This window comes from Sediminibacillus albus (assembly GCF_900101125.1).
GTDB lineage: Bacteria > Bacillota > Bacilli > Bacillales > Amphibacillaceae > Sediminibacillus > Sediminibacillus albus.
On record NZ_FNFL01000007.1, the window covers coordinates 100,465 to 124,856 of the forward strand.

Below are 24,392 nucleotides of genomic sequence, written 5' to 3' on the forward strand. Positions count from 1 at the left end.
TCAGAGGAGGAAATCCACGGAGACTCCTGCGGGAGGAAAGGCCTCGGTGAGACCCCGCAGAGCGCAAGCTCGAGGAGGCTCACCAGCCGCCCGCGGAAAGCGTAGTGTATTTCCGTAGCGCCGTACTAGCGTTTATCCGATACTATTAAGAAATTTCCTTCTAATGTTATGTCCCAAGTCCTTTTATTTTTTTACAAGTTTAAGGCTTTTTTGCCTGGGCAATAGGTTATAAGTATCTCTTCAGTAAGTATTAGGAATAGGGGTGATCTTATCGACAAAAAGAAACCAGGAATTGTTTTTTATATATCAGTGACTGTATTGGCTGGTTTTGTCCTGTGGGGGGCAGCGGCACCTTCTCATATGAGCCAAACTTCTTCAGCGATGCTTGATTGGATGATTGCTAACTTTAGCTGGTTCTATATGTTTGCCACTACTATATATGTAGGGTTTTGCTTTTATTTAGCTTTTAGCAGTCATAGGAAAATAAAGCTTGGCAAGCAGGATAGTGAACCAGCCTATTCCTTTTTTTCCTGGATTGGCATGCTGTTTGCAGCTGGTATGGGTGTTGGCCTTGTGTTTTGGGGGGTAGCAGAGCCGATTTCCCATTATGCTTCTCCGCCTCCAGGAATCGAAGCGGAAACAGATCAAGCTGCAAAAGCAGCTTTGAAATATAGTGTGTTTCATTGGACGATTCAGCCATGGGCTATTTACGCCATTATTGGAATGGCTATCGCTTATTTTAAATTTCGCAAAGGACGGGCCGGATTAATCAGCCATGCCTTTCATCCATTAATTGGGGACAGAGTTAATGGGCCGGCGGGAAAAGTGATCAACATCATTGCAACTCTAGCAACAGCAATCGGTATTGCGACTACCTTTGGCTTAAGCGCCATGCAGGTTAGCGGCGGCTTAAGCGAGGTGTTTGGGACACCCAATAACTCTGCTTCCCAGATGGTTGTCATAGCGGTAGTTGGCATTCTATTTATGGCTGCTGTCATGAAAGGCCTCGATAAGGGAATCAGGATGCTGAGCAACGCCAATCTTGGATTAGCCGCAGTATTGCTCGCTGCAGTAATAGTTTTAGGTCCGACTATTTTTATATTGGATAATCTCGCTTCAACCTTGGGAAACTATTTGCGTGATTATTTATCTTTAAGTTTGGAAGTGAATCCTTATGCGAACAGCGGCTGGCAAGGGCAGTGGACGATCTTTTACTGGGCTTGGCTGATTGCCTGGTCTCCATTCGTCGGTACCTTTATAGCCAGGGTTTCCAGAGGGAGGACGATTCAGGAATTTATTCTTGGTGCCTTGTTGTTTCCCGCACTGCTTGGGGCGGTATGGTTTGTCGCATTTGGCGGCACCGCTATTCATCTGCAAATGTTTCAAGGAGCAAACCTTGCGGAGCCTGCCCAGAAAAATGCAGAGGTAGCATTATTTATTATGCTGGATCAATTACCGTTAGGAACAGTCCTTAGCGTGCTCGGTCTGCTGTTAATCACTATATTCTTCGCTACATCGGCCGCATCTGCGACTTATGTGCTTGGCATGTTATCTTCAAAGGGGACGTTAAACCCTCGAAAAAGCACGCAAACGGTATGGGGGCTTTTAATTGCGGGTACAGCTGCAATCCTGCTGTTGAGCGGCGGTCTGGAGGCTCTTCAAGCAGTCGCGGTTGTAACGGCACTTCCTTTTGCTGTTCTTATTTTAATGATATGCATCTCACTGGGGATCGAATTAAGAAGGGAAAGTAAAAGGCATTCTGATTAGTCCAGTAATCATTTTTACTGGGCTTTTAGTTTTTTGCTGTAAGACTCAGGTATTGATAACATTAAGCCCGTAAAGCGATAAGCAGTTCAAGTTTTTGCCGGTTCGTGTAGAGAAGTTATTGTTTCCTTGATTAAAATAGGGTATATTAGTTGATGTAGAAAGAGGTCAGTTCTATAATGGTCATTGAGTGTTTAATGACGTCAATTGATGGAGAAAGTGAACTTCTAATGGGGGTATAAGTCGTGACACAGCAAGAATCTAGTGGAAGATTCTGGGAGAAATTCCATGGTCCAAACATGGGGTATATTGAAGAACAGTATGATATGTATAAACAAGATCCTTCAGCAATTGATCCTTCTCTTAAAGAGATGTTCGATCAGTATGGAGCACCAGAGTGGTTAAGACAATCAGGGGGATTGCAGCAAGCCGATTTAGGAACAACTTCAGCCAGTGATATAAAAAAGCTAACCTCGACAATGAAACTTGTGGAGGCTATTCGCCGTTACGGGCATTTAGAAGCAGACATATATCCTGTCGGAAAAGAAAAAAACAGGAAGACAGAATTAGTCGATCCAAGTTATTATGGTTTGTCGAACGAAGATTTGGAAGCGATTCCTGCGAACTGGATTTGGGAACAAGCGCCATCTAACGTGGATAATGCGTTAGAAGTAGTCAACCTGCTAAAGGAAAATTATGTAGGAACGATTTCGTTTGAATATGACCATGTGAATAATGATGATGAGCGAAAATGGCTTCAGGATAAAATAGATACCAGCGCTTTTGCTTTATCTTTGAGTAAGGAAGACAAGAAACAATTATTGAAAAGATTGACAGAAGTTGAAGGGTTTGAAAGTTTCCTTGCCAAGACATTTGTCGGTCAAAAACGTTTTTCTATTGAAGGCTTGGAAATGATGATTCCCATGCTGGATAAAGCAGTAAGGAACTCCTTTACAGATGAAACGGAACAGATAATGATGGGCATGGCTCACAGGGGACGGTTGAGCGTTTTGTCTCATGTGCTCGGCAAGCCTTATGACAAAATATTTTCTGAATTTCACTACTCTTCGGATAAAGAATTAATGCCTTCGGCAGGTTCGAAAGGGATTAACTATGGATGGACAGGTGATGTGAAATACCACTTCGGTGCCGTTACCAGCTTAGGCGAAGATGAGGTTTCACCTACAAGAATTACGCTGGCTCACAACCCTTCCCATCTGGAATTCATTAATCCTGTAGTGGAAGGATTTACGAGAGCTGCACAGGAGGACTCTTCCCAGTCAGGCGCTCCGGAACACGATCAGAATAAAGCTTTCAGCATCCTGATTCACGGGGATGCCGCCTTTATTGGCGAAGGAGTTGTTGCTGAAACGCTGAATATGAGCGATCTTCCAGGATATCGGACTGGCGGTACGCTTCATTTAATAGCAAATAATTTAGTTGGCTTCACCACTGGTCAGGACCAGGGGAGATCAACTAGATATGCAAGTGACCTAGCGAAGGGATTTGAAATTCCAATTATCCATGTCAATGCGGATGATCCAGAAGCATGTGTATCTGCAATGGCGCTTGCTTATGAGTACCGGCAAACCTTCCATAAAGATTTCCTGATCGATTTAGTCGGTTACCGCAGGTACGGACATAACGAAATGGATGAGCCTCGTGCAACCCAGCCTCAATTGTATAAAGAAATTGACAGCCATGAAACAGTTGCCGTCCTTTATGCAAAACGGCTTCAGGAAGAAGGCATTATTGGCGAAGGTGAATACGACGAAATTAAAAACGAACGGGAGCAGGAGCTCCGTGATATTTTTAACAACATGATGGAAAACAAAACAGATGAACCTGAACCAAAGCCTGCTCCAGAGGCTTTGTCCAATGGTTTGGATGGCATCAAAACGGCATTGCCTCTTGAACAGCTAAGAGAGTTGAATGAAGGCCTGTTAAAGCGTCCAGAAGGTTTTAATGGCTTTAAGAAGCTTGAAAAGATTCTTAAAAAACGCGGTGAAGCATTAGAAGAAGGTAAAAAGGCTGACTGGGCCACTGCTGAAACGCTGGCATATGCTTCGATTTTACAAGAAGGAATACCGATCAGGCTTACCGGCCAGGATTCTGAACGTGGAACTTTTGCCCACAGGCATTTAGTATTGCACGATGTAGAAACCGGCGATACGTATTGTCCGATGCAGGGATTGGAACAAGCAAAAGCTTCTTTTGCTATCCATAACAGTCCGTTATCAGAAGCTGGAGTGTTAGGCTTTGAATATGGCTACAGTGTCCAGTCGCCGAACACATTAGTTCTTTGGGAAGCACAATTTGGTGACTTTGCCAATGCTGGCCAGGTTATTTTTGATCAGTTTATTGCAGCAGGCCGTGCCAAGTGGGGAGAAAAGTCCAATATGGTACTATTGCTTCCTCATGGATATGAAGGCCAGGGACCAGAGCACTCAAGTGCCAGGCTGGAACGTTTTCTACAATTGGCAGCGGAAAACAACTGGATTGTTGCGAACGTGACAACAAGTGCCCAGTATTTCCACCTGCTTCGCCGGCAGGCAGCATTAGGCGGCAAGGATTCCGCCCGTCCGTTGGTGGTAATGACACCGAAAAGCTTATTGCGTAATCAGCGTGTAGCTTCTTCCGCGGAAGAATTCAGCGAGAAGAATTTTGAAAAGCTGATCGCCCAGCCAGGGCTGCCGAAAACGACAAAAAAGGCAAAACGTCTAGTCATCGGCAGCGGAAAAGTAATGGTCGATATTGCCGAAACAATGAGCCAAAATGAGAAACAAGTAGACGATATTCATATTGTTCGCCTGGAACAAATTTACCCATTCCCGCAAAAGGAATTGGAAAAGATTCTAAAGGGCTGTCCGAATGTCGAAGAAGTTATTTGGGTTCAGGAAGAACCTAGAAACATGGGAAGCTGGAATTTTGTCAAGGAGATTCTTTTCAATTTGTTGGAAGATAATCAACAGCTTCATTATGTTGGTCGTCCGGATCGTTCATCACCAGCGGTTGGAGAACCTAATATTCACAAAACAGAGCAAAAACGCATCGTGCATGAAGCCTTAAAGCTGTCTAAAGGAGGAGATTCCAATGAAGGAAATTAAAGTCCCAGAATTAGCAGAATCGATTACAGAGGGTACCATCGCCGAGTGGCTTGTTAAAAAAGGCGATAAAGTGGAAAAAGGCGATCCAGTATTAGAATTGGAAACGGACAAAGTCAATGTTGAAGTGAACTCTGACTATGCCGGTGTCATTTCTGAGATAGTCAGAGAAGAAGGCGACGATGTTGAAGTAGGAGATATCATTGCTAAAGTAGATGAAAACGGGGAAGCTGGCGGTTCAGAAGAAGCCGGACAGACGGAAAGCAATGATAATAAAGCGGCAGCCGATTCATCCCAAGAGGAAACGAAACAGGAAGCAAAACAGGAAACGAAACAGTCCGGCGGCAGCGAACAGAAAGAGCAAAAATCAGGTGGTAAACAAGATGCCGTTGCTTCGCCAGCAGCCCGTAAGCGGGCCCGTGAGCTTGGCATTGATCTTAATGATGTAAATCCGCGTGATCCCCTTGGGCGTATCCGCCCTGAGGATGTTGAACAGACGGCTAAAGGCGGCAATAAGCAGCAGGAAGCTCCTAAGAAAGACAAGCAGGAAGCAAAGCCAGCGGAGAAAACAGAATTCGATAAGCCTGTCGAGCGGGTGAAAATGTCACGCCGCCGCCAGACGATTGCTAATCGTCTGGTAGAAGCGCAGCATAATGCTGCGATGCTGACTACTTTCAATGAAGTAGATATGACAGCAGTAATGAAGTTGCGCAGTGAACGGAAAGAAAAATTCCAGGAAAAACACGATGTAAAGCTTGGTTTCATGTCATTTTTCACAAAAGCAGTTGTCGGGGCTTTGAAGGAATTCCCGCTAATTAACGCAGAAATCCAAGGCAATGAACTCGTCTTGAAGAAGTTCTATGATATTGGAATTGCAGTATCTACCGATGACGGACTTGTCGTCCCGGTCGTTCGTGATGCAGATCGTCTCGATTTTGCCGGAGTAGAGCGGGAAATTACCCGTCTAGGCAAAAAAGCTAGAGACAAACAATTACAAATGGCAGATCTTCAAGGTGGTTCATTCACGATTACTAACGGTGGCATTTTTGGTTCTTTATTGTCTACACCAATTATCAACGCACCACAAGTAGGTATTCTGGGAATGCACTCGATTCAGAAGCGTCCGATCGCAATGCCGGATGACTCTATAGAAGTACGGCCGATGATGTATATTGCCATGTCCTATGATCATAGAATTGTAGATGGCAAGGATGCTGTTCAATTCCTGGTTCGGATTAAACAATTACTAGAAGATCCATATGATTTGCTGCTGGAAGGTTAACAGCTGAAGCGGCCCTCTCAATGAGAGGGCCGCTTCTTTTTATTTATTGAGAACTGCCATCGCTCACATCTTTTATTTAATCCATAGTTTGCGAAAATCTACCTGGCCGAATGATTTAAATTGGATATCCTGGATCATAGGGTGGAAAATACGGTTTTTGACGGGATGATGCTGAAATAATAATAAATGGTTGTCCTTTAAATAATCTTCAATCACATCAATAATTTTTTCGCGGCCTTCATTTGTAGTTGCTTGCTTGAATTCCTCGAGCCTCTCATCAATTTGGATTAGCTGCTGCTCACTCATAAACCTGCGGAACAGTAAGACCTCATTATAAAATGCCCCGAGAAAAGATAAGTGATAATCGGAAGTTGATACCTCGCCCATGAAAATCATATCTGCTTTGTCATCGAACGAAAAAGAATAAAAGTCATCAAAATCAAAGCTTGTCAAATCCAAGTGAATTCCATATTGCGATGCCTGCTGTTGAAACCAAACTGCTTCATCAATCGCTTTAGGATAATCTAAGCAATACAGTTGTAATGGTTCGCCCTGGTATCCTGACAACTGCAACAGTCCAGGTACCAAGGAACGGTCCCTGCTTCTTTTTCGGGACTTCCAGGGGAAGAAGCTCGTAGCCTCCACCGGTTCCTCGAGGCCTAAATCAGCATGCATTTTATGTGTATCAAGTAAATGAAATAACGCTGTTCGGAAATGATGGCTTTGCACAGCAGACGGTTTAGTAAAATTAAACATTAAGAAACGAAAACCAATTTCCATTTCTCTTTTTTGAATCCCATCCTCCATTTCTTCTTTAGAGCTAATATTATAAGTAACCGTCTTAACTGTATCCATTGGTATCTTCCAAAACTCTATCCGATCGAGAAACGGACGCTCAAGGAAATATTGATCGAATGCTTCCAGAATGATTCTTTTTTTACTTCGTTCCTTTAATCGAAAAGGACCAGTTCCAATCCATTGATTCTCTTCAAACGGTATATCTTTAGGCAGCATGGAAAGGTTGGCAGCGCTAAGATAACGGAGAAAAAACGGGTTAGACTTTTGCAAATGGATATGAATCACATAGGGGCCTGGACATTCGATTGCCACAATATCTCTAACCAGCCAAAAGAATGGAGTGCCTTGCTTAAACCTTTCCAGTGTATATTTAACGTCAGCGCTGGTAAACAATCCCTGGTGGTGGAAACGGACGCCTTTTCTTAAATAAAACGACCACTTTTTACCGTTATCACTGACCTGCCAATGATGGGCAAGATGAGGGATGATTTCATCTTGCTCATGGTTATAGGTGACAAGGGTGTCGCCAAGCTGCTCAATCATGTGATTCTCTACTGTAATCGAGCTGAATACTGGATCAAGCGTACTTAAATTTCTGGAAATAATAGTGCGGAGTATGTCTTTATCCCCTTTAGCCCCTTGCATGCCGAACATCTTCTGCAGCTGCGGGGAAATGGAGGCTACCCATGATTTTGGAATGTCGAATTGGAGCAGTTGAACAATATCATCTAATTTATCTTTCTTTATACAGTCTAAAACAAACCTCTCTACTTCTCTTTGAAAAGAGGAATGAAAGGTAATTTTAGAAGGATTTCCCCTGCCTACTCCGGGAGAATAGGATAATTTTCCTTGTTCCTCAAAATTTTTCAGTTTTCGTTTCACATTTTTTCTCGTACAAAACCAAATACTCTCCAAGTCCTGAAACTTGGTCTCAACGGTATTATGCTGCTCTTTTTCATATAAATGTGCACGCATTTCAAAATAAGATAAATCTTTCATGACTGCTACCTCCATCTAAAAAGGGGACATTAATATATTGATTATACCCTTTTTACCCCCTTTTACAAAAGGCAGAATAGGAGATAAGGAGGAGATGAAACTATGTTTAAAACACTGCATCCCAACATTCGTGTTCGTATCTACACTTCTTTCCTTAGCAGAGTTATCGGGTCGATGATTTTTCCTTTCATGGCGATTTATTTTACTGACAGGATTAACGCCACTGCTGCCGGAATTCTACTATTAATCAATGTAGTTGTTCAGTTTTTAGCAGGCTTGTACGGCGGGTATTTGGCTGATTTACTAGGGAGAAAGCGACTGATGGTCACTGGTGAAATGATGAAGCTGGCGGCTTTTACAGGCTTGATTGCTGTTAACTCTCCGTGGCTGGTTTCTCCGATAAGCACTTTTCTTATGATGCTGGTAATAAGTATTGCCTCAGGGTTTATCAATCCTGCTGCAGAAGCGATGCTGATTGATGTCAGCACAAAAGCCACAAGAGCATTTATGTATTCGGTAAATTACTGGGCGGTTAATTTGTCGATGATGCTTGGCCTGATTGTAGGTGGGTGGCTATTTAAAACCCATTTCTTCGAATTGCTGATTGGCCTGGCCACCATGAGTATTCTTACACTATGGATGACTAGTGCATTAATAACCGAAACATTTCAGCCGACCGGACGAACGAGTAAAAAGGATTATGGACTGCTTCCGTTACTGAAAAACTATCAAACAGTAATTAGCGACATCCCTTTTGTTTTATTTACCATTGGCGGAATTGCCATTTTATCGCTAGAATTTCAGCGAAACAACTTTATTGCCGTCAGACTTGAGCAGGACATTATTCCAGCTGCTTTTACGTTTGTGGGCGATTACTCCATGGTGATTGATGGTGTAAGATTATTAAGTCTATTAACGGTGGTTAACACGATTATTATTGTATTGTTCACGGCCTTCGTTTCCAAGCTAATTAAAAACAGACGAGAACAGCCCATCATGTATGCGGGATTTATATTATTTGGCCTCGGCTATGCTTTTATGGCATTTTCAAACCATATCGGAGGCCTGTTTATTGCTGTCGTAGTCCTATCTATCGGAGAATTGATGTATGTCCCGACGAGGCAGTCGATTCTTGCTGATATTGTGGATGATACGAAGCGAGGGGCTTATATGGCCTTTAATGGGTTTGTGTTTCAGGTAGGAAAAATGATTGGTGCCCTTGGTATCATTATCGGGGAGGCCGTTGGTGGAGTATATATGGCTATGCTGTATGTTGTTTTTGTGTTGTTTGGAATCGCCTTTTCACGAGTAGGAATTATTAAAAAAGAAGCGACACTGCATACAGGCAAACAGCTGGCACAGTAATTTTTCCAGACAAGGGACAGACACCCGCACAGTGTTTTGTGTGAGATGCCTGTCCCTTCTTTTAAGGGATTATTAAGAGTAAAAATGGAAGTTATGTGAATAATAGGTATAACTTTGAAATGAGCGAGGTAGTTGAATTTGAATTTTTTCAAATCGCGCACTAAAAAATCCAATCAATCGGCAAATCCAGAAAAAGAAGATCTTCCTAATTCAACTTCTTTAAAAGAAAATGTTACGTATTTGGCAGAAGCGTTCCAGCGTTCCAGCGATCTGAAGTTCAGAGTATTAGAAGAGGGCAGTGCAGTATTAATTTATTTTGAGTCGCTGGCAGACCAGGAGAAAATACAGGATAAGTTTTTTAAACCATATATGCAGCTGACGAAAGATGAATTGATGACAAAATCGAGCGGAAGGAAAATGGATAAGCGCAAGGATGTTATTCAATTTTTATTGAAGGGGCATGCGGCCTTTGCCATTGACGGCAGCGCCGATATCGTTCTGTTCAGCACGACATCCACATTTAACCGCAGTGTAGATGAGCCGGATAATGAAAAAATTGTCCGCGGTTCTCATGAAGGATTTATTGATAACTTGATGATCAATATCAATCTAATTAGAAAACGGATTGAAAACAAAAACCTGACAGTGAATTTTTCGAAATTGGGTGAAATATCAGCAACGAAAGTAGCTGTTGTGTATATTGATGGCATCGCCAATCCTAAGATAGTCAAGAAGGTAAAGGATCGTTTGAAGACTATATCCGTTGATTATATCATCAGTCCGGGATTCATCGAAGAATTTATCGAGGATCATGCCTACTCTCCGTTTCCGCAAATGATAAACACCGAGCGTCCGGATAAAACAGCCGCTAATTTGCTGGAAGGGAGGGTCGCAATCCTGGCGGAAGGAAGCTCGACCTGCCTGATAGCACCGGCAACTTTTTTCGCTTTTTATCAATCCCCGGATGACTATAATTCCCGCTGGTTTACTGGAACGTTTATCCGTTTGATTCGTTTATTCAGTTTTATCATTGCGATTGGCCTGCCAGCATTTTATATTTCCGTCGTAGGGTTTCATTTTGAAGTAATTCCGCAGGACCTTGTAATTCCCGTCAAAAGCTCCATCAATGATATTGCGTACCCACCCATCGTAGAGGCATTAGTGATGGTCGTGATTATTGAACTAATCCGGGAGGCCGGGATTCGGCTGCCGACGCCGGTCGGCCAGACAATCGGCATCGTAGGCGGTTTGGTAATTGGTGATGCCATTGTCCGGGCAGGCTTGGTATCCAATTTCATGATTATTGTCGTTGCCTTGACAGCTATTGCATCCTTTGTCGTACCCTCTAACGAAATGAGTACAACGCTAAGGCTGTTGACGTTTCCTTTGATCATTTTGTCAGCTACCCTGGGATTTGTTGGTATTGTGTTCGGCATGCTAATCCTGTTGATTCATCTAAGCAGAATGGAGTCGTTCGGCAGTCCTTACTTTTCCCCGCTTGCTCCTTTGCATGTAAAAGATTTGAAGGATACGTTTGTCCGTTTGCCGTTGTTTAAAATGAACAATCGCCCCACAGATGCCAAGGCTGTCAAGAAAAAGACACAGGGAAAATCCAGGGGGTGGATAACTAATGCCCGGCAAAAAAAATGAAAAGATAACGAGGAGGCAATTCTTTTTTGTCGTTATTCAAACGGAGATCGGTGTAGGAGTACTATCTTTGCCGTTTGATCTCCATCAGGCAGCTAAGCAGGATGGCTGGATTTCCTTGCTGCTTGCCGGGCTTGTCATCCAAATCATTATTCTAGCGATGTGGCTGACAGCAAGGATGTTTCCTCATGTAGACTTATTTGGCATTTTGCCAAGATTATTTGGACGGGGGATTGGCTCGGTATTAAGCTTTGTCTACTGCCTTTATTTTATCGCCGTATGTGTTCTGGCTCTATTGCTTTTTGGCAGGATGCTCCATTTATGGATTTTACCTAATACGCCGTTTTGGATATTAAGTTCGTGTCTTGCTTTTATTTCGTTCTATTTAATTTCCAGCGGTTTGGTTGTCATGGCCAGGATATATACGTTTGTTTCTATTCTTCTCTTCATCATGTTTGCACTATTATTGGCTGGTGTTAATGACATGCAGTTGATTTATCTGCTGCCGATCGGCCAGGCGACAATGCCTGAACTAGCAAAAGGTATTCAGGGAGCCGGATTGGCAATGCTTGGTTTTATTTCCTTTTACATCCTTTACCCGCAAACAGAAGGAACGCCAGTCCAACGATTGAAAACGATGTCACTGGCCAATTTGTTTGTCGTAACTTTTTATTTATTAGTCGTTTTAATCACCTTTGGTTATTTTAGTACCGCTGAAATGGCGCTTGTGCCTCAGCCGGTATTATATTTGCTGAAGGGAATTGAACTAAAAATAATCAGCAGAGTTGATCTGTTTTTGTTGTCGATGTGGATTGTATCCGTAGCAACCTCCTTCTCTACTTATTTATATATGTCCAGTATAGGATTATCGGTTCTCTTCCATTCCAAGAAGATCAGAAGGTTCGCCTTCTTTTCTACCATGTTGGCGATTTCTATATCCATTTATATCGGAATTGAGGAACAACCGATTGATAAGTTCAGCTTGTTAATGACTAATTTGTCTATAGCTTTTACTGGAGTGATTCCACTATTGTTGATGGTATATGCAGTCGTTGTATATAGAATCGTTAGGAGGAAAAAAGATGGCAAGGCTTAGATGGGCTCCTTTATTGTTATGCTTGCTGCTTTTAACTGGCTGCTGGGATCAGCGCCAGTTTAAAAATGTCAAATTGGTATTGGCAGCCGGAATCGATTCTACAGAGGAAGGCAAGGTTACGAACACAGTAGTAATAACCAATGTACAGAATGGACAGAGCGGGAATGGAACAGAACAAATGCAGGTGGTGACAGCGTCGGCCAACACCCCGTTGGAAAGCCGGACAAAAATAGACCAGAAGATATCAAAAAGATATGACCAATCGAAACTGCATGTACTGCTGCTCGGCGAAAAACTGGTTGAAAAAGATATCTACCCTTATTTAGATATGTTCTACCGGGACCCTAAGAGTAACCTCCATGCCAGGTTGGCTGTTGTGGGAGGAAAAGTAGAAGAAGCCCTTTCTCTGAATATTGCCGGCGAGCCGCGTATTAGTGAATACATTAATGGTATGCTGACTGGCGAAATCAGGTCTACGCAAATGCCGAATAACAATATCCAATTGGTTTGTGCCGAGCTGCTTGAACCTGGTCAGGATTTTGTGCTCCCGTACCTGACAACAAACGAAGAAGAAAGCCTCCTCCAGTACGATGGTTTGGCGCTTTTTAGCGGAAAATCCTACAGCGGGAGTTATCTGTCGCAAGAGAATGCTAAGTTGTTTTTGCTTTTGAAAAATGTAATGGGAGCAGATGCAATGCTGACAAGAAAAATTGCCGATGATAAGGAGGCAGTAAATAATTATATAACTGTTGATGTCAAAGAGATTAACCGGAAGCTTGCAATTGATACAAACAAGCAGATACCGAAAGTTACGTTAGACGTACACTTGGAAGTCGATGTGCTGGAATATCCGCCAGATCATTTGCAAAGTGAAAAAAAGGTCAAAGAACTCGAGGAAAAACTGGAAAAAACACTTACAAAGGAAGCAGGAGAGATTATCGCCCAATTAAAAGAGGCTAATTCTGATGCTTTGGGCATCGGCCGCAGAATTCAAGGTTACCATCCCGGTGTATGGAAACAACTGAATTGGGAGGAGGTTTACCCAGAGTTAACGATTGATCCGAAGATTTCTGTGGATATCCAGTCGCATGGAATTATCAATTGATACGATTCGTCCAATTAATCAAAATCTTTAATCAAATTTATAAGGCTTGCATACTATAGAAATAATACATTCAAAGGAGGGTAATAGATGGCTGACTCCAACAGTTTTGTAATATCAGAAGAAGATTGGTCCCTCCACAGAAAAGGGTTCGATGACCAGAAACGCCACCAAGACAAAGTCCAGGATGTACTAAAGAAAAAGCTTCCAGATTTAATAACGGAAGAAAATATCATTATGTCGAGAGGGAAGGATATGGTTAGAATTCCAATAAGGTCTCTCGATGAATATAAAATCCGTTACAGCCAGGATAAAAATAAACATGCGGGCCAGGGGACTGGGGACAGCAGTATCGGTGATGTTGTCGCAAGTGATGGCACGCCTAGAAAAGGTGCCGGAAAGGGTTCGGGTGCCGGTGATCAGGCTGGGCACGACTATTATGAAGCGGAGGTTTCTTTTGAAGAACTGGAAGAAGCCTTTTTTGCACATTTAGAGCTTCCCAATTTACAAGAGAAAGAAAAGGATAATATCGTAACCTCTCATATTGAATTCAGGGATATTAGGAAAAAAGGTTTAATCGGCAATATCGATAAAAAACGTTCCATGCTGGAAGCATTCAAGCGCAATGCCATTTCAGGCAAATCGGCATTTAATCCAATCTATCCAGAGGATCTTCGTTTCAAAACATGGGATGAGATGGAAAAGCCGGAATCCAAGGCAGTCGTACTGGCAATGATGGACACAAGTGGTTCGATGGGGATGTTCGAAAAGTACGTTGCCCGGAGTTTCTTTTTTTGGATGACTAAATTTTTGCGTTCCAAATATGAAACAGTTGAAATAGAATTTATCGCCCACCATACAGAGGCTAAAGTGGTGGATGAAGAGTCCTTCTTCAGCAAAGGTGAAAGCGGCGGGACTATTTGCTCCTCGGCTTACCGTAAGGCTTTGGAAATGATCGAAACAAAGTATTCACCTGAGCAGTACAACATTTATCCATTTCATTTTTCTGATGGCGATAATTTAACATCCGATAACCGGAGGTGTGCCGATTTAGTCGAACAGTTAATTGGAAAATCGAGTATGTTTGGTTATGGAGAAGTGAATCAATACAATCGCCATTCAACATTGATGCAGGTTTATAATAAAATTGAGTCGCCTAAATTCCGATATTATGTGCTCCGGAAAAAAGCAGATGTGTTTTATGCCATGAAGCAGTTTTTCAGCAATGAGGAAGCAAAAGTATTTTCTTAAATGGATAATCAAACAGACTCTTCTATTTCAAAGGAGAGTCTGTTTTTATTTGTACTGAAGATCTGCTGCACTCTTTCTCTAACGTCCAGCATGTTGTTTGCCTGAGGGGGAAATGGTAAATTAGGTATTAGTAAAATTATCCACTATAAGGGGGATGCACATGGCTTTATTACGGTGCGAATTTTTTTCTGATACGTTAAGGCTCTCTACATCTATGACTGTCATCTTACCCGAGCAAACGAATCACCAGATCGGCATGAAAAATAAAAAATCACTATCCGCTTACCCGACATTGTATCTTTTACATGGGTTCAGCGACAATGATTCGATATGGACGAGAAGGACATCATTGGAACGCTTTGCTGCTGATTATGGCATTGCTGTTGTAATGCCTAATGCGGATCATAGTTACTATGCGGATATGAGATATGGGAAGAGATATTGGACATTCTTGACTGAAGAATTGCCTGACGTGGCATCTTCCTTCTTCCGGTTATCAGACAAGCGTGAAGACACGTTTGTGGCAGGGTTATCGATGGGTGGTTATGGAGCGTTAAAATGGGCATTGAATTATCCCGACAAGTTCGCGGCAGCTGCCAGCTTGTCCGGAGTAACAGATATGGTTACCCATTTGCAAAATGCCCGGCAAACCCAGCAAGCTTTCAGTGCACCTTTATCATTGGTATTTGGAGAAGATGATATCAAGGGAAGCTATGAAGATTTACTCTGGCTGCTGGAGAAAAATAAAAATCGTGCCGGTCCAAAACCAATGCTATACCAAGCTTGTGGAACGGAAGACTTCTTGTATCCACAAAATCTTACGTTTATGGAAAAATGCAGGCAAACTGATTTGGAGCTGACGGCAGATTTCGGACCTGGCGACCATAATTGGAACTATTGGGATCAACAAATTAAAAAAGTATTGGAATGGCTGCCTGTCAATCGCTGATATTTATTTGAAAGCAGGACGCACCAAAATATCAGTAAAAGACTTTTTTTTCATTTGATTATAACAATCCCCTATTGAAAGCAAGTCTAAAAACGAATATTATATAATATGTTGGTTTTTTCATTCGTAAATTAGACAGGTGGTTAATATGAATAAACTTTTTAAGTTAACAGAAAACAATACGAACGTTCGTACCGAAATTACAGCTGGGATTACCACGTTTCTGACAATGGTTTATATTGTGATTGTAAACCCGGTGATCCTGGCAGGTGCCGGTGTCCCATTCGGGCAAGTATTTATGGCAACGATTATCGCTGCTGTAGTTGGGACATTGTTTATGGCCTTTTTTGCCAATTATCCGATAGCGATTGCGCCTGGCATGGGTTTAAATGCTTACTTTGCAACGGTGGTTGCTTCAGAAGGATTATCCTATCAAGTCATATTAGGCGCTGTATTTCTAGCCGGTGTGTTATTTGTATTATTGAGCCTTACTAAGCTGAGACAAACGTTGATTGAAGCGATTCCTTCTTCGTTAAAGTTTGGGATTACAGCGGGAATCGGCTTATTTATCGCATTTCTAGGTTTGCGCATGTCGGGAATTGTCACTGCCGATGAGAGCAACCTGGTCACCCTCGGTGATTTGCATGCTGCAGTTCCCCTTCTTACAATTGGTGGTCTGTTTATTACTTTGGTATTGCTGGCCCTCCATGTAAAAGGTGCTTTATTTATCGGCATGCTTGCTACTGGCATCCTTGGGTTTATAACAGGACAGCTCGACTTTGAAGGGGTAATATCAGCTCCGCCTGCCCCTGTATTTTTTGATATGGATATAGGAGGGGTATTCTCTCAAGGTTTATATGCTGTTGTTTTCGTATTCCTGCTTGTTACCTTGTTTGACACAACCGGTACCATGATTGGTGTTGCAGAGCAGGCTGGTTTTATAAAAAATGGAAAGCTGCCCAGGGCCAAGTCAGCGTTATTGGCAGACGCTACTGCAACAACTGTGGGCTCAATGTTTGGGACAAGCCCGTCCTCTGCTTATGTAGAATCGGCTTCAGGTGTAGGTGCTGGCGGACGGACAGGTTTGACTTCCTTGGTTGTCGGGTTATTATTCATTGTTTCCATGTTTTTTTCACCGTTTATCCAGGCAATATCCAACCAGCCAGCAATTACAGCACCTGTGCTTATCATCGTTGGCTGTTTTATGATGGATGGCTTGGCCAGGATTGACTGGAAGACGTTTGACGAAGCGTTTCCAGCGTTCGCTATCATTTTGACCATGCCGCTAACTTCCAGCATTGCGACAGGAATTGCCATTGGATTTATCACTTATCCATTAATGAAGCTAGTAAGTGGTAAAGGAAAAGACGTACACTGGATTTTATATCTATTTGGCGTTATTTTTGCCCTGCAAATGGTATTCTTTCCCGTCCATTAATTCAAAAAGGGTGGGCCATAACATACATCTGCGGGCAAAAACCGAACAATAACAGAATTTGAATTTTCACAAGGCTATTTTCATGCATACGATGGATGACGTAATGGTTATAATTGGCGATGTAACAGTAGATGATTCCTTAATAGTATCGGATAAGCATTCGTACTGCGCTGCGACCTTAAGTAAATCTTAAGCATTTGTGTACTGCTGAAAACAGTACGCTGACTTTCAGCGGAGGAAATCCATGGAGACTCCTGCGGGAGGAAGGGCCTCGGTGAGACCCCCCAGGGCACAAGCTCGAGGCGGCTCACCAGCCGCCCGCGGAAAGCGTAGTGTGTTTCCCCAGCGCTTGTCATGCTAGGTAGTGAGAACAGCACGAGTCTGAAGCCGTGCCTAAAGCGAAGTATGCTGCCTGCACTCGTTTAAGCATCCAACCTTGTAAAAAAATAGAGTATTAAACATTCAAAAACAAAAATCGAACGAGTTCGAATGTTAGAGATTTCGAATCATCGTTCGATTTTTGTTTTGGCCACTATTCTTTTGTCCCAGCTTACATTTAGGCACCTAATCTTTTAAGTATGTTTTTATGAAAATAAATTTCAAGGCATCACCTGCCGTTCCCTGGGAGCATTTAAAGGATGGATTTTAATCGACAAAAGTTAAGATAAATGGACATAATCCGCAAAAAAGCATTTAGAAGCTGGCTGTAAAATGGTAAAATAGTGGAAAAAGAGGGGAGGGTGATTAGCTGTTCAATGAAAACAATTGGTAAAATTATAATGGCATTGCTGGTAGCTTCTTTGCTAGCCACAGCTTGTCAGCAATCATCCTCCATCCCTGAAGGCTTTTATGAATATGACAGGGGGAATATAGAAAGTGCAGTCAAGGAACTATCCTTTGAACCAGCCCTGCCTGATTTTGTACCAATGCAGGTTGATTTCATGATATCTGACCATTATACAGTTAAGGATACAAACAAAGAAGCACTCGATGTCAGTTTTTACACTAAGGGGAATGATTTACTTTCGATTGAATTTGTCGAAGGTCCGTTGGAAAACCCTTTAGTCGATACGGAGACAGTAAAAATATCTGAACAAATAGAAGGGGAATACGTAGATAATTCGTTTGCCAAAGTGCTTTTTTGGCAGCAAGACAAAGTCTGCTATAAACTATCTTACCGGGAAAACGTTCTTGGAAATGAAACACACACGGACAGGAAGGTGACCAAACGGGACTTGCTGCAGGTGGTCCGATCATTCCATTCGTAAAAAAGGCGGAACCTACAACTGGTTCTTCTTTTTTTATGCTTTTTTTGTATAGCTTATCAGGAGAAATGGGTGGAAGTTTACTGCTTTTCCATTGTAATTAGGCAAAGTAATTGTTTGGCTGGTTATTGCTGTTCTATTTGGGGAACAAATAAAATAATCATTACTGGGACAAAGGAAGCAGTAATTTGTCGAAAATAATGCTTGCAAGACGTCTGACAACCTAGTATAATCCAGTATGGAAATAGAAACTGAAAGCATTTACATTTTTGATAATATAGGGTGGATGCGGAACTTCAGTTATAAGGATAGCAAGCTAAGATCTTCACTGCAGAAGAGGCTTGGCTTTCTGTCCTAAAGAATAAAAGGGAGGCTTATGCCGTGGATATTCTTCTTGGTTTACTGGCGATTGTTGTTGTCCTCGGGATCGCATTTTTATTGTCGAATAATCGCAGCAATATCAATTATAAAGGTATCGCCATTATGCTGGTCGCGCAGGCAATCACTACATGGTTCATGTTTAAAACTTCGATCGGTGGATGGGTAATTACCCGTATTTCTGACGGATTTAATAAATTAATTGAATTCGGAATGGAAGGAATTAACTTTGTTGTAGGTGGGTTGATGGTAGAAGACGGGGGCAGCGTATTCTTCTTCAATGTGCTGCTGCTGATTGTATTCTTCTCGACCATTCTGTCGGTACTTACCCATTTGAAAATCCTGCCGACTATCATTAAGTATTTTGGCGGATTCCTATCTTATATTACTGGATTGCCGAAGGTAGAGTCTTTTAATGCTGTCAACAGTATCTTCTTTGGCCAATCCGAAGCTTTATTAGCAATAAAATCTCAATTCCATCATTTGAATAATAACCGGCTGTATATTGTTAGTGCATCAGCTATGGGATCCGTTTCTGCATCGATTGTCGGTGCTTATATTCAAATGCTGCCGCCTCAATATGTACTTGTGGCACTGCCGTTAAATATGTTCAGTTCTCTAATCGTAGCGTCGATGATTGCTCCTGTTAAAGTCGACAAGAAAGAGGACAAGGTTGACATTAAGGACGTTTCCGATTCGAAAAGTATATTTGAAGCAATGGGAAACGGCGCTTTAGACGGCGGAAGAATTGCTTTGATTGTTGCCGCTATGTTGATTGCATTTATCGCTTCGCTTGAGTTTGTTAACTGGATGATCCAGGCTGTGTTTGCTGGTGTGACCATTCAGCAGATTCTAGGTTATATCCTGGCCCCTATAGGCTTCCTGATGGGAATAGCACCAGGAGAGTTAGTCCAGGCTGGCGGAATCATGGGAACCAAGATTGTAACCAATGAATTCGTGGCTATGCTTGAACTTCAACCGCTGGTAGACAGCTTGTCAGAAAAAACTGTCGGAATTGTTGCCGTCTTTTTGACCAGTTTTGCCAATTTCTCTTCTATTGGTATCATTGCAGGTACGGTACAAGCGATCGATTCCAAAAAAGCAGTAGCCGTATCCAAGTTCGGTATGAAGCTATTGCTTGGTGCCACACTAGGCTCCATCTTGTCAGCAACAATGGCAGGGCTGTTTTTATAAGATATGCAAGTTGAAAAGGGCGCCTATATGGCGCCCTTTTTTCGTAAACAAAAAAATTATGTGTGTGGCGTGTTTATATTAAAATGAAGGTGGAATGAAAGTAATATACTGTTAAGAAAGGACGTTGTCGATGCTTGAAGAATTTAAGCTATTTATCAATGGCCAATGGACGCAAACAGGGGAGACTCTGGATGTCATAGACAAATACACACAGAAACCTTTTGCAAAGGTGTATAAAGCAGGGGAAAAGGATGTAGACCGAGCGATTTCCAGTGCAGAAACAGCTTATAAGAAACATCAGCTCACCCCTTACAAAAGGTATCAACTACTGAAGAAGGTAAGCGAACTGCTGATCCAAAACAAAGAGGATTTGGCACAAACTATCACTAAAGAGGCTGGCAAACCGTTAAAACAAGCCCGTACCGAAATAGAACGCGGTGCCCAAACCTTTGAAGTTGCAGCGGAGGAGGCAAAGCGGATTAGCGGTGAAGGCATTCCCGTCGAAGCCGCACCTGGATCGGAAAACCGGATGGCATTTACGATTAAGGTACCCGTAGGTGTAGTAGGAGCAATCAGCCCTTTCAACTTTCCGCTGAACCTTGTTGCACACAAAGTGGCTCCGGCAATTGCCGCTGGGAATGCAGTTGTGTTAAAGCCGGCCAGCGCCACTCCGCTAACTGCCATTAAGCTGGCTAAGCTATTTCAAGAGGCCGGCCTGCCGGATGGGTTGTTTAATGTTGTGGTAGGGTCTGGTTCCACTGTAGGTAATCAAATGATGGAAGACAGCCGCATTCAGTTGTACACTTTCACTGGCAGTGCCAAAATAGGTTTGAAACTAAAGCAGACAACAGGGTTGAAAAAGCTGATTCTTGAACTTGGCAATAACTCACCCGTAATCGTCGATAAAGAGGCTGATGTCGAGCAGGCAGCAAACAATATTGCCCAGAAAGGCTTTGCTTTTGCAGGACAGGTATGCATATCGGTTCAAAGAGTTTATGTACATGAAGCGGTCAAAGACGAGTTTCAGAAACAGCTGTTGCAAGCCATTAAAGAATTGAAAGTCGGCGATCCGAATGACCCAGAAACGGACGTAGGGCCAATGATAGATGAACAGGAAGCAAGGAGAGCAGAAGATTGGGTCAAAGAAGCTGTAGATAATGGAGCCGAGCTGCTGCTGGGTGGAAACCGCCAAGGCCCGGTCTTTCAACCGACAGTTGTCACCAATGTAAAAAATGATATGAGGGTTGTTTGTGAAGAAATCTTTGCGCCGGTTATCAGCTTACTTGATTATCAGGACCTGGATGAGTGTATCGATCAAGTCAACCAATCTCCATACGGACTGCAAGGAGGGATTTTCACAAAGAACTTAGACACGGCTTTTTATGCTGCCAGAAAAGTGCAGGTTGGCGGATTCATGATCAATGATTCTTCCCAGTATCGTGTCGATTTGATGCCATATGGCGGAGTCAAAGACAGCGGATCAGGCAAGGAAGGGCCAAAGTATTCAATTGCTGAAATGACAGAGGAGCGCCTGGTTGTATTAAATTTAAAGGATTAATCTGGCGGTTTGGCCGTTTACTGCCTAGCCTGTGAAAAGGAATGAACCAATTACTGATACAATATAGTTATGAAGAGACGGGAAGATCAACGGTGGATATAAATGGCGATGTAACTGCAGGTGATTTCTTTAAATTACCGGATAAGCACTAGTACTGCGCAATCTTGAGTAAATCAGAAGCGTTTAGGGTCTGCTGAAAACAGAACGCAGACTTTCAGTGGAGGAAATCCACGGAGACTACTACGGGAGGGAAGGCCTCGGTGAGACCCCACAGAGCGCAAGCTCGAGGAGGCTCACCAGCCGCCCGCGGAAAGCGTAGTGTATTTCCGCAGCGGTCGTCCCGCAAGGTAGTAAGAACAGCCGTATCAGCGCAGGCAGAATACGTTGACTCCAGTGAAAACAGGACGAGGCTGAGACCGTGCCCACGGGAAAGCGGAGTATGCTGTCGGCGCAAGTTTAAGCACCCAACTTTGTTAAAAAGGAAAAAGGTTGTCACTGTGTTCGCAGGTTATCTTAAACATGAGAAAAAATCGAACGAGTTCGAATCCTAAGGATTTGGCACCATCGTTCGATTTTCACTTTGGCCACCATACTCCCAACTTCTTCTGTTAGTAATCCGGCTGTTTGTTTTGGGTAAGTGTCCGTTGCAGATAAAGAAGCCTGCCGAATAAAGTGATTGCACCCGCACTTAATCCGATAATGATTCCCATCCAGTAGCCAAACGGGCCGAAGCTTGTGTAGTGGGCAAGCAGCCAGCCGCTGGGCAGGCCAATTAGCCAGTAGGAAACCAAAGCCATAATTAATGTGATGTTGACATCTTTATAGCCGCGCAGAGCACCTTGCAGGGGAGCGCCGACAGCATCAGCAAATTGGAAGAATATCGCATAAAAAATAAATTGCTTAGTCAGCTCAATAACAGCTGGATTGTCATTGTATAACCTCGCCACAGTATCATCGAGCGTATATAAAATAAGCCCCGCCAGAAAAGAAACGGCAATACCGCAGCTAATGCCGATATACGAATACACTTTGGCATCCTTGGTCCGGCCGCCGCCAACTTCATAGCCGACGGCAATCGTCAATGCCATTGCAATACTTAATGGAATCATGTATAAATAGGAAGCAAAATTGATAGCTGCTTGATGCGCAGCGATTGTTTCTGTATTATAAACGCTCATTAACAGTGTGACTGCAGCAAAAATGCTTGTTTCAAAAAAGATTGCAAACCCAATTGGAACTCCGATGCGCAATTGTTCGATCCAGGCAGCCAGTGAAGGCTTTTTCCAACTGGTGAATACGCCAAATGTGCGGAAAGGGCTATATTTGTGCACAATCCAAAGGGAAATGGCACAAGAAATCCAGTAGGTCAATGATGAAGCAATCCCTGCCCCAATGCCGCCTAATGCAGGTATGCCGAACTTTCCAAATATAAATAGATAGTTAAACAGAATGTTCAATGGCAGTGAGATCAAAATGATCACCATGGAAGTCCGGGTTTGTCCCAGTGCATCAATGAAACAACGGAGCAGATTAAATAGGAACAAAGGGATGATGCCTGATCCTAATGCTGCTAAATAATATTTGGCTACCCGGCGAACCTCGGGGTCCAAGTCCATTTGGTTTAATATAGGGTCGACAGCAAAAAGGCCGATAATAGTGACGATTATCGCTAAAACAATCGATAAGTATATGCCCTGGCGAACGATTTCCGGAACTTCTTTATTTTTGTTAGCACCTATTAATTGAGAGACAATAGGTGATAATGCAAGCAATATACCATTAATCCCAGTAAAAATAGGCACCCAGAGATTGGAACCGATGGCAACGCCAGCCAAGTCCTCTGTTCCGAACCGGCCGGACATGACCGTATCAAAAAAATTCATGGCATATAAGCTTAACTGAGTTACTAAAATGGGAATGAGCATCAGCAGGAATAGTTTTATTTTCTGTTGCAAGGTTTGTGTGCGATACATACAACTCTTCCTTTTTAGGTGGATTTCTATTAGGATAGAGAGGATTATAGCACATTACCATTAATTTATATAGATGAGATCATTAGCATATAAACCGAAATTTTTAAAAAGAGAGAGGAAGCATTTTATGAGTGACAAACGCATTTTGTTTACAGGAGGAGGTACGGCAGGGCACGTAATTGTTAACCTTGCCGTTATCCCTTATTTTCAACAAGAAGGCTGGAAAATTGATTATATTGGTTCTAAGGATGGCATTGAAAAGGAGCTAATCAGCCGTTTAAATGATGTCGAATACCACTCGATATCGACAGGGAAGCTGCGCCGTTACTTTTCAAAAGAAAATTTTAAAGATCCATTCAAAGTACTGAACGGGACACTGCAGGCTTACCGGATTATTGGCAGGAATAAGCCCTCAGTAATTTTTTCCAAGGGCGGGTTTGTCTCTGTACCAGTGTTAGCAGCCGCCTGGCTGAGAAGAATACCTGCAGTTATCCATGAATCTGATTATACCCCTGGGCTTGCCAATAAACTAGCTATCCCTTTTGCTAAAAAAGTCTTGACGACATTTCCAGAAACAATTCAGCACCTGCCGGAAAAGAAGGCCGAATGGATTGGTGCGGTTGTCAGAGAAGAGCTGTTTTCCGGAAAAAAGGAAAAAGGATTGGCTATCGCCAATTTTGATAATAGCAAGCCTGTCCTACTGATAATGGGAGGAAGCGGCGGCTCTGCTAAAATAAACCAGGCTGTCCGCAGTCAATTGGATATCCTGCTTGAGGAGTATCATATTATCCATATTTGTGGGAAGAACAATGTAGATAGCTCGATTAAGAAACAGGGCTACAGTCAATTTGAATACGTCAATGAGGAACTAAGCGATTTATTTGCCGCTACCGATTTTGTTTTATCCCGGGCAGGCTCCAATGCCATTTTTGAATTTCTCGCGTTAAGGAAACCAATGCTGTTAATCCCGCTTTCACGAAACGCAAGCAGAGGCGACCAAATCCTCAATGCAAAGTCTTTTCAAAAACAAGGCTATGCGCAAATGGTGGAAGAGGAAGAGCTGACCGATGAACGATTAGTGAGTGAACTGAAGAATTTGAAAGAAAACAAAAACGAAATGCTAAAGCATATGCGGAAGTACGAAAGCCGCGAAGCGAAACAACAAGTAATCAATACTATAAAACTAGCCTGTAAATCCATCAATAAAAATCATTAAAAAACAGGGGCTG

16 protein-coding genes are annotated in these 24,392 nt (G+C 42.7%); 14 read left to right on the forward strand and 2 right to left on the reverse strand.

From position 1 onward, the window contains the following. The first annotated feature begins 303 nt into the window (after positions 1–303). The 3 genes from BLR93_RS15580 to odhB all read left to right on the forward strand — a co-directional run bounded on the left by BLR93_RS15580 (position 304) and on the right by odhB (position 6,150). Entirely contained in the window at positions 304–1,767 is a 1,464-nt protein-coding gene (locus BLR93_RS15580) for a BCCT family transporter (RefSeq protein WP_281241722.1), read from the forward strand. A gap of 242 nt (positions 1,768–2,009) precedes the next feature. Then, positions 2,010–4,871 (forward strand): 2-oxoglutarate dehydrogenase E1 component, encoded by a 2,862-nt coding sequence (locus tag BLR93_RS15585; protein ID WP_093216550.1) that lies wholly within the window; start codon positions 2,010–2,012, stop codon positions 4,869–4,871. Then, complete coding sequence (gene odhB, locus BLR93_RS15590; RefSeq protein WP_093216553.1) at positions 4,858–6,150, forward strand: 2-oxoglutarate dehydrogenase complex dihydrolipoyllysine-residue succinyltransferase; 1,293 nt, start codon at positions 4,858–4,860, stop codon at positions 6,148–6,150. The genes BLR93_RS15585 and odhB overlap by 14 nt, the downstream gene beginning before the upstream one ends. A gap of 72 nt (positions 6,151–6,222) precedes the next feature. Here odhB and BLR93_RS15595 read toward each other — a convergent pair whose 3' ends face one another. Further along, positions 6,223–7,947: an SgrR family transcriptional regulator gene (locus tag BLR93_RS15595; RefSeq protein WP_175559391.1), complete on the reverse strand. Its 1,725-nt coding sequence runs from the start codon at positions 7,945–7,947 to the stop codon at positions 6,223–6,225. 102 nt (positions 7,948–8,049) lie between these two features. Between BLR93_RS15595 and BLR93_RS15600 the strand changes: the two genes are divergently transcribed. The 10 genes from BLR93_RS15600 to BLR93_RS15645 all read left to right on the forward strand — a co-directional run bounded on the left by BLR93_RS15600 (position 8,050) and on the right by BLR93_RS15645 (position 21,190). After that, on the forward strand, positions 8,050–9,312 hold the full coding sequence (locus BLR93_RS15600) for an MDR family MFS transporter (RefSeq protein ID WP_093216558.1): 1,263 nt from the start codon (positions 8,050–8,052) through the stop codon (positions 9,310–9,312). A gap of 138 nt (positions 9,313–9,450) precedes the next feature. Further along, the gene (locus BLR93_RS15605) at positions 9,451–10,962 is read left to right on the forward strand and encodes a spore germination protein (protein ID WP_245690175.1); all 1,512 of its coding nucleotides are present in this window, start codon (positions 9,451–9,453) and stop codon (positions 10,960–10,962) included. Then, positions 10,943–12,055, forward strand: a complete 1,113-nt coding sequence (locus tag BLR93_RS15610) for a GerAB/ArcD/ProY family transporter (protein WP_093216563.1) — start codon at positions 10,943–10,945, stop codon at positions 12,053–12,055. Before BLR93_RS15605 ends, BLR93_RS15610 begins: the two co-directional genes overlap by 20 nt. Next, complete coding sequence (locus BLR93_RS15615; RefSeq protein WP_175559392.1) at positions 12,042–13,160, forward strand: Ger(x)C family spore germination protein; 1,119 nt, start codon at positions 12,042–12,044, stop codon at positions 13,158–13,160. Before BLR93_RS15610 ends, BLR93_RS15615 begins: the two co-directional genes overlap by 14 nt. An 87-nt stretch (positions 13,161–13,247) precedes the next feature. After that, the gene (gene yhbH / locus BLR93_RS15620) at positions 13,248–14,408 is read left to right on the forward strand and encodes a sporulation protein YhbH (protein WP_093216568.1); all 1,161 of its coding nucleotides are present in this window, start codon (positions 13,248–13,250) and stop codon (positions 14,406–14,408) included. A 160-nt stretch (positions 14,409–14,568) separates the two neighbouring features. Further along, entirely contained in the window at positions 14,569–15,357 is a 789-nt protein-coding gene (locus tag BLR93_RS15625) for an alpha/beta hydrolase (protein ID WP_093216570.1), read from the forward strand. A gap of 148 nt (positions 15,358–15,505) precedes the next feature. Beyond that, the gene (locus BLR93_RS15630) at positions 15,506–16,795 is read left to right on the forward strand and encodes an NCS2 family permease (RefSeq protein ID WP_093216572.1); all 1,290 of its coding nucleotides are present in this window, start codon (positions 15,506–15,508) and stop codon (positions 16,793–16,795) included. A gap of 755 nt (positions 16,796–17,550) precedes the next feature. Further along, complete coding sequence (locus BLR93_RS15635) at positions 17,551–18,063, forward strand: hypothetical protein (protein WP_093216575.1); 513 nt, start codon at positions 17,551–17,553, stop codon at positions 18,061–18,063. A 378-nt stretch (positions 18,064–18,441) separates the two neighbouring features. Then, positions 18,442–19,632 carry a NupC/NupG family nucleoside CNT transporter gene (locus BLR93_RS15640; protein ID WP_093216577.1) on the forward strand — a complete coding sequence of 397 codons (1,191 nt, stop codon included), beginning with the start codon at positions 18,442–18,444 and terminating at the stop codon, positions 19,630–19,632. A 130-nt stretch (positions 19,633–19,762) separates the two neighbouring features. Next, positions 19,763–21,190, forward strand: a complete 1,428-nt coding sequence (locus BLR93_RS15645; RefSeq protein WP_093216580.1) for an aldehyde dehydrogenase family protein — start codon at positions 19,763–19,765, stop codon at positions 21,188–21,190. A 608-nt stretch (positions 21,191–21,798) separates the two neighbouring features. On the opposite strand, the gene BLR93_RS15650 is transcribed toward BLR93_RS15645, so the two are convergent. After that, complete coding sequence (locus BLR93_RS15650) at positions 21,799–23,187, reverse strand: MATE family efflux transporter (RefSeq protein ID WP_281241723.1); 1,389 nt, start codon at positions 23,185–23,187, stop codon at positions 21,799–21,801. Positions 23,188–23,290: 103 nt separating this feature from the next. Here BLR93_RS15650 and BLR93_RS15655 point away from each other — a divergent pair, with 103 nt between their 5' ends. Beyond that, positions 23,291–24,379: an undecaprenyldiphospho-muramoylpentapeptide beta-N-acetylglucosaminyltransferase gene (locus BLR93_RS15655; protein ID WP_093216585.1), complete on the forward strand. Its 1,089-nt coding sequence runs from the start codon at positions 23,291–23,293 to the stop codon at positions 24,377–24,379. Positions 24,380–24,392: the final 13 nt, after the last annotated feature.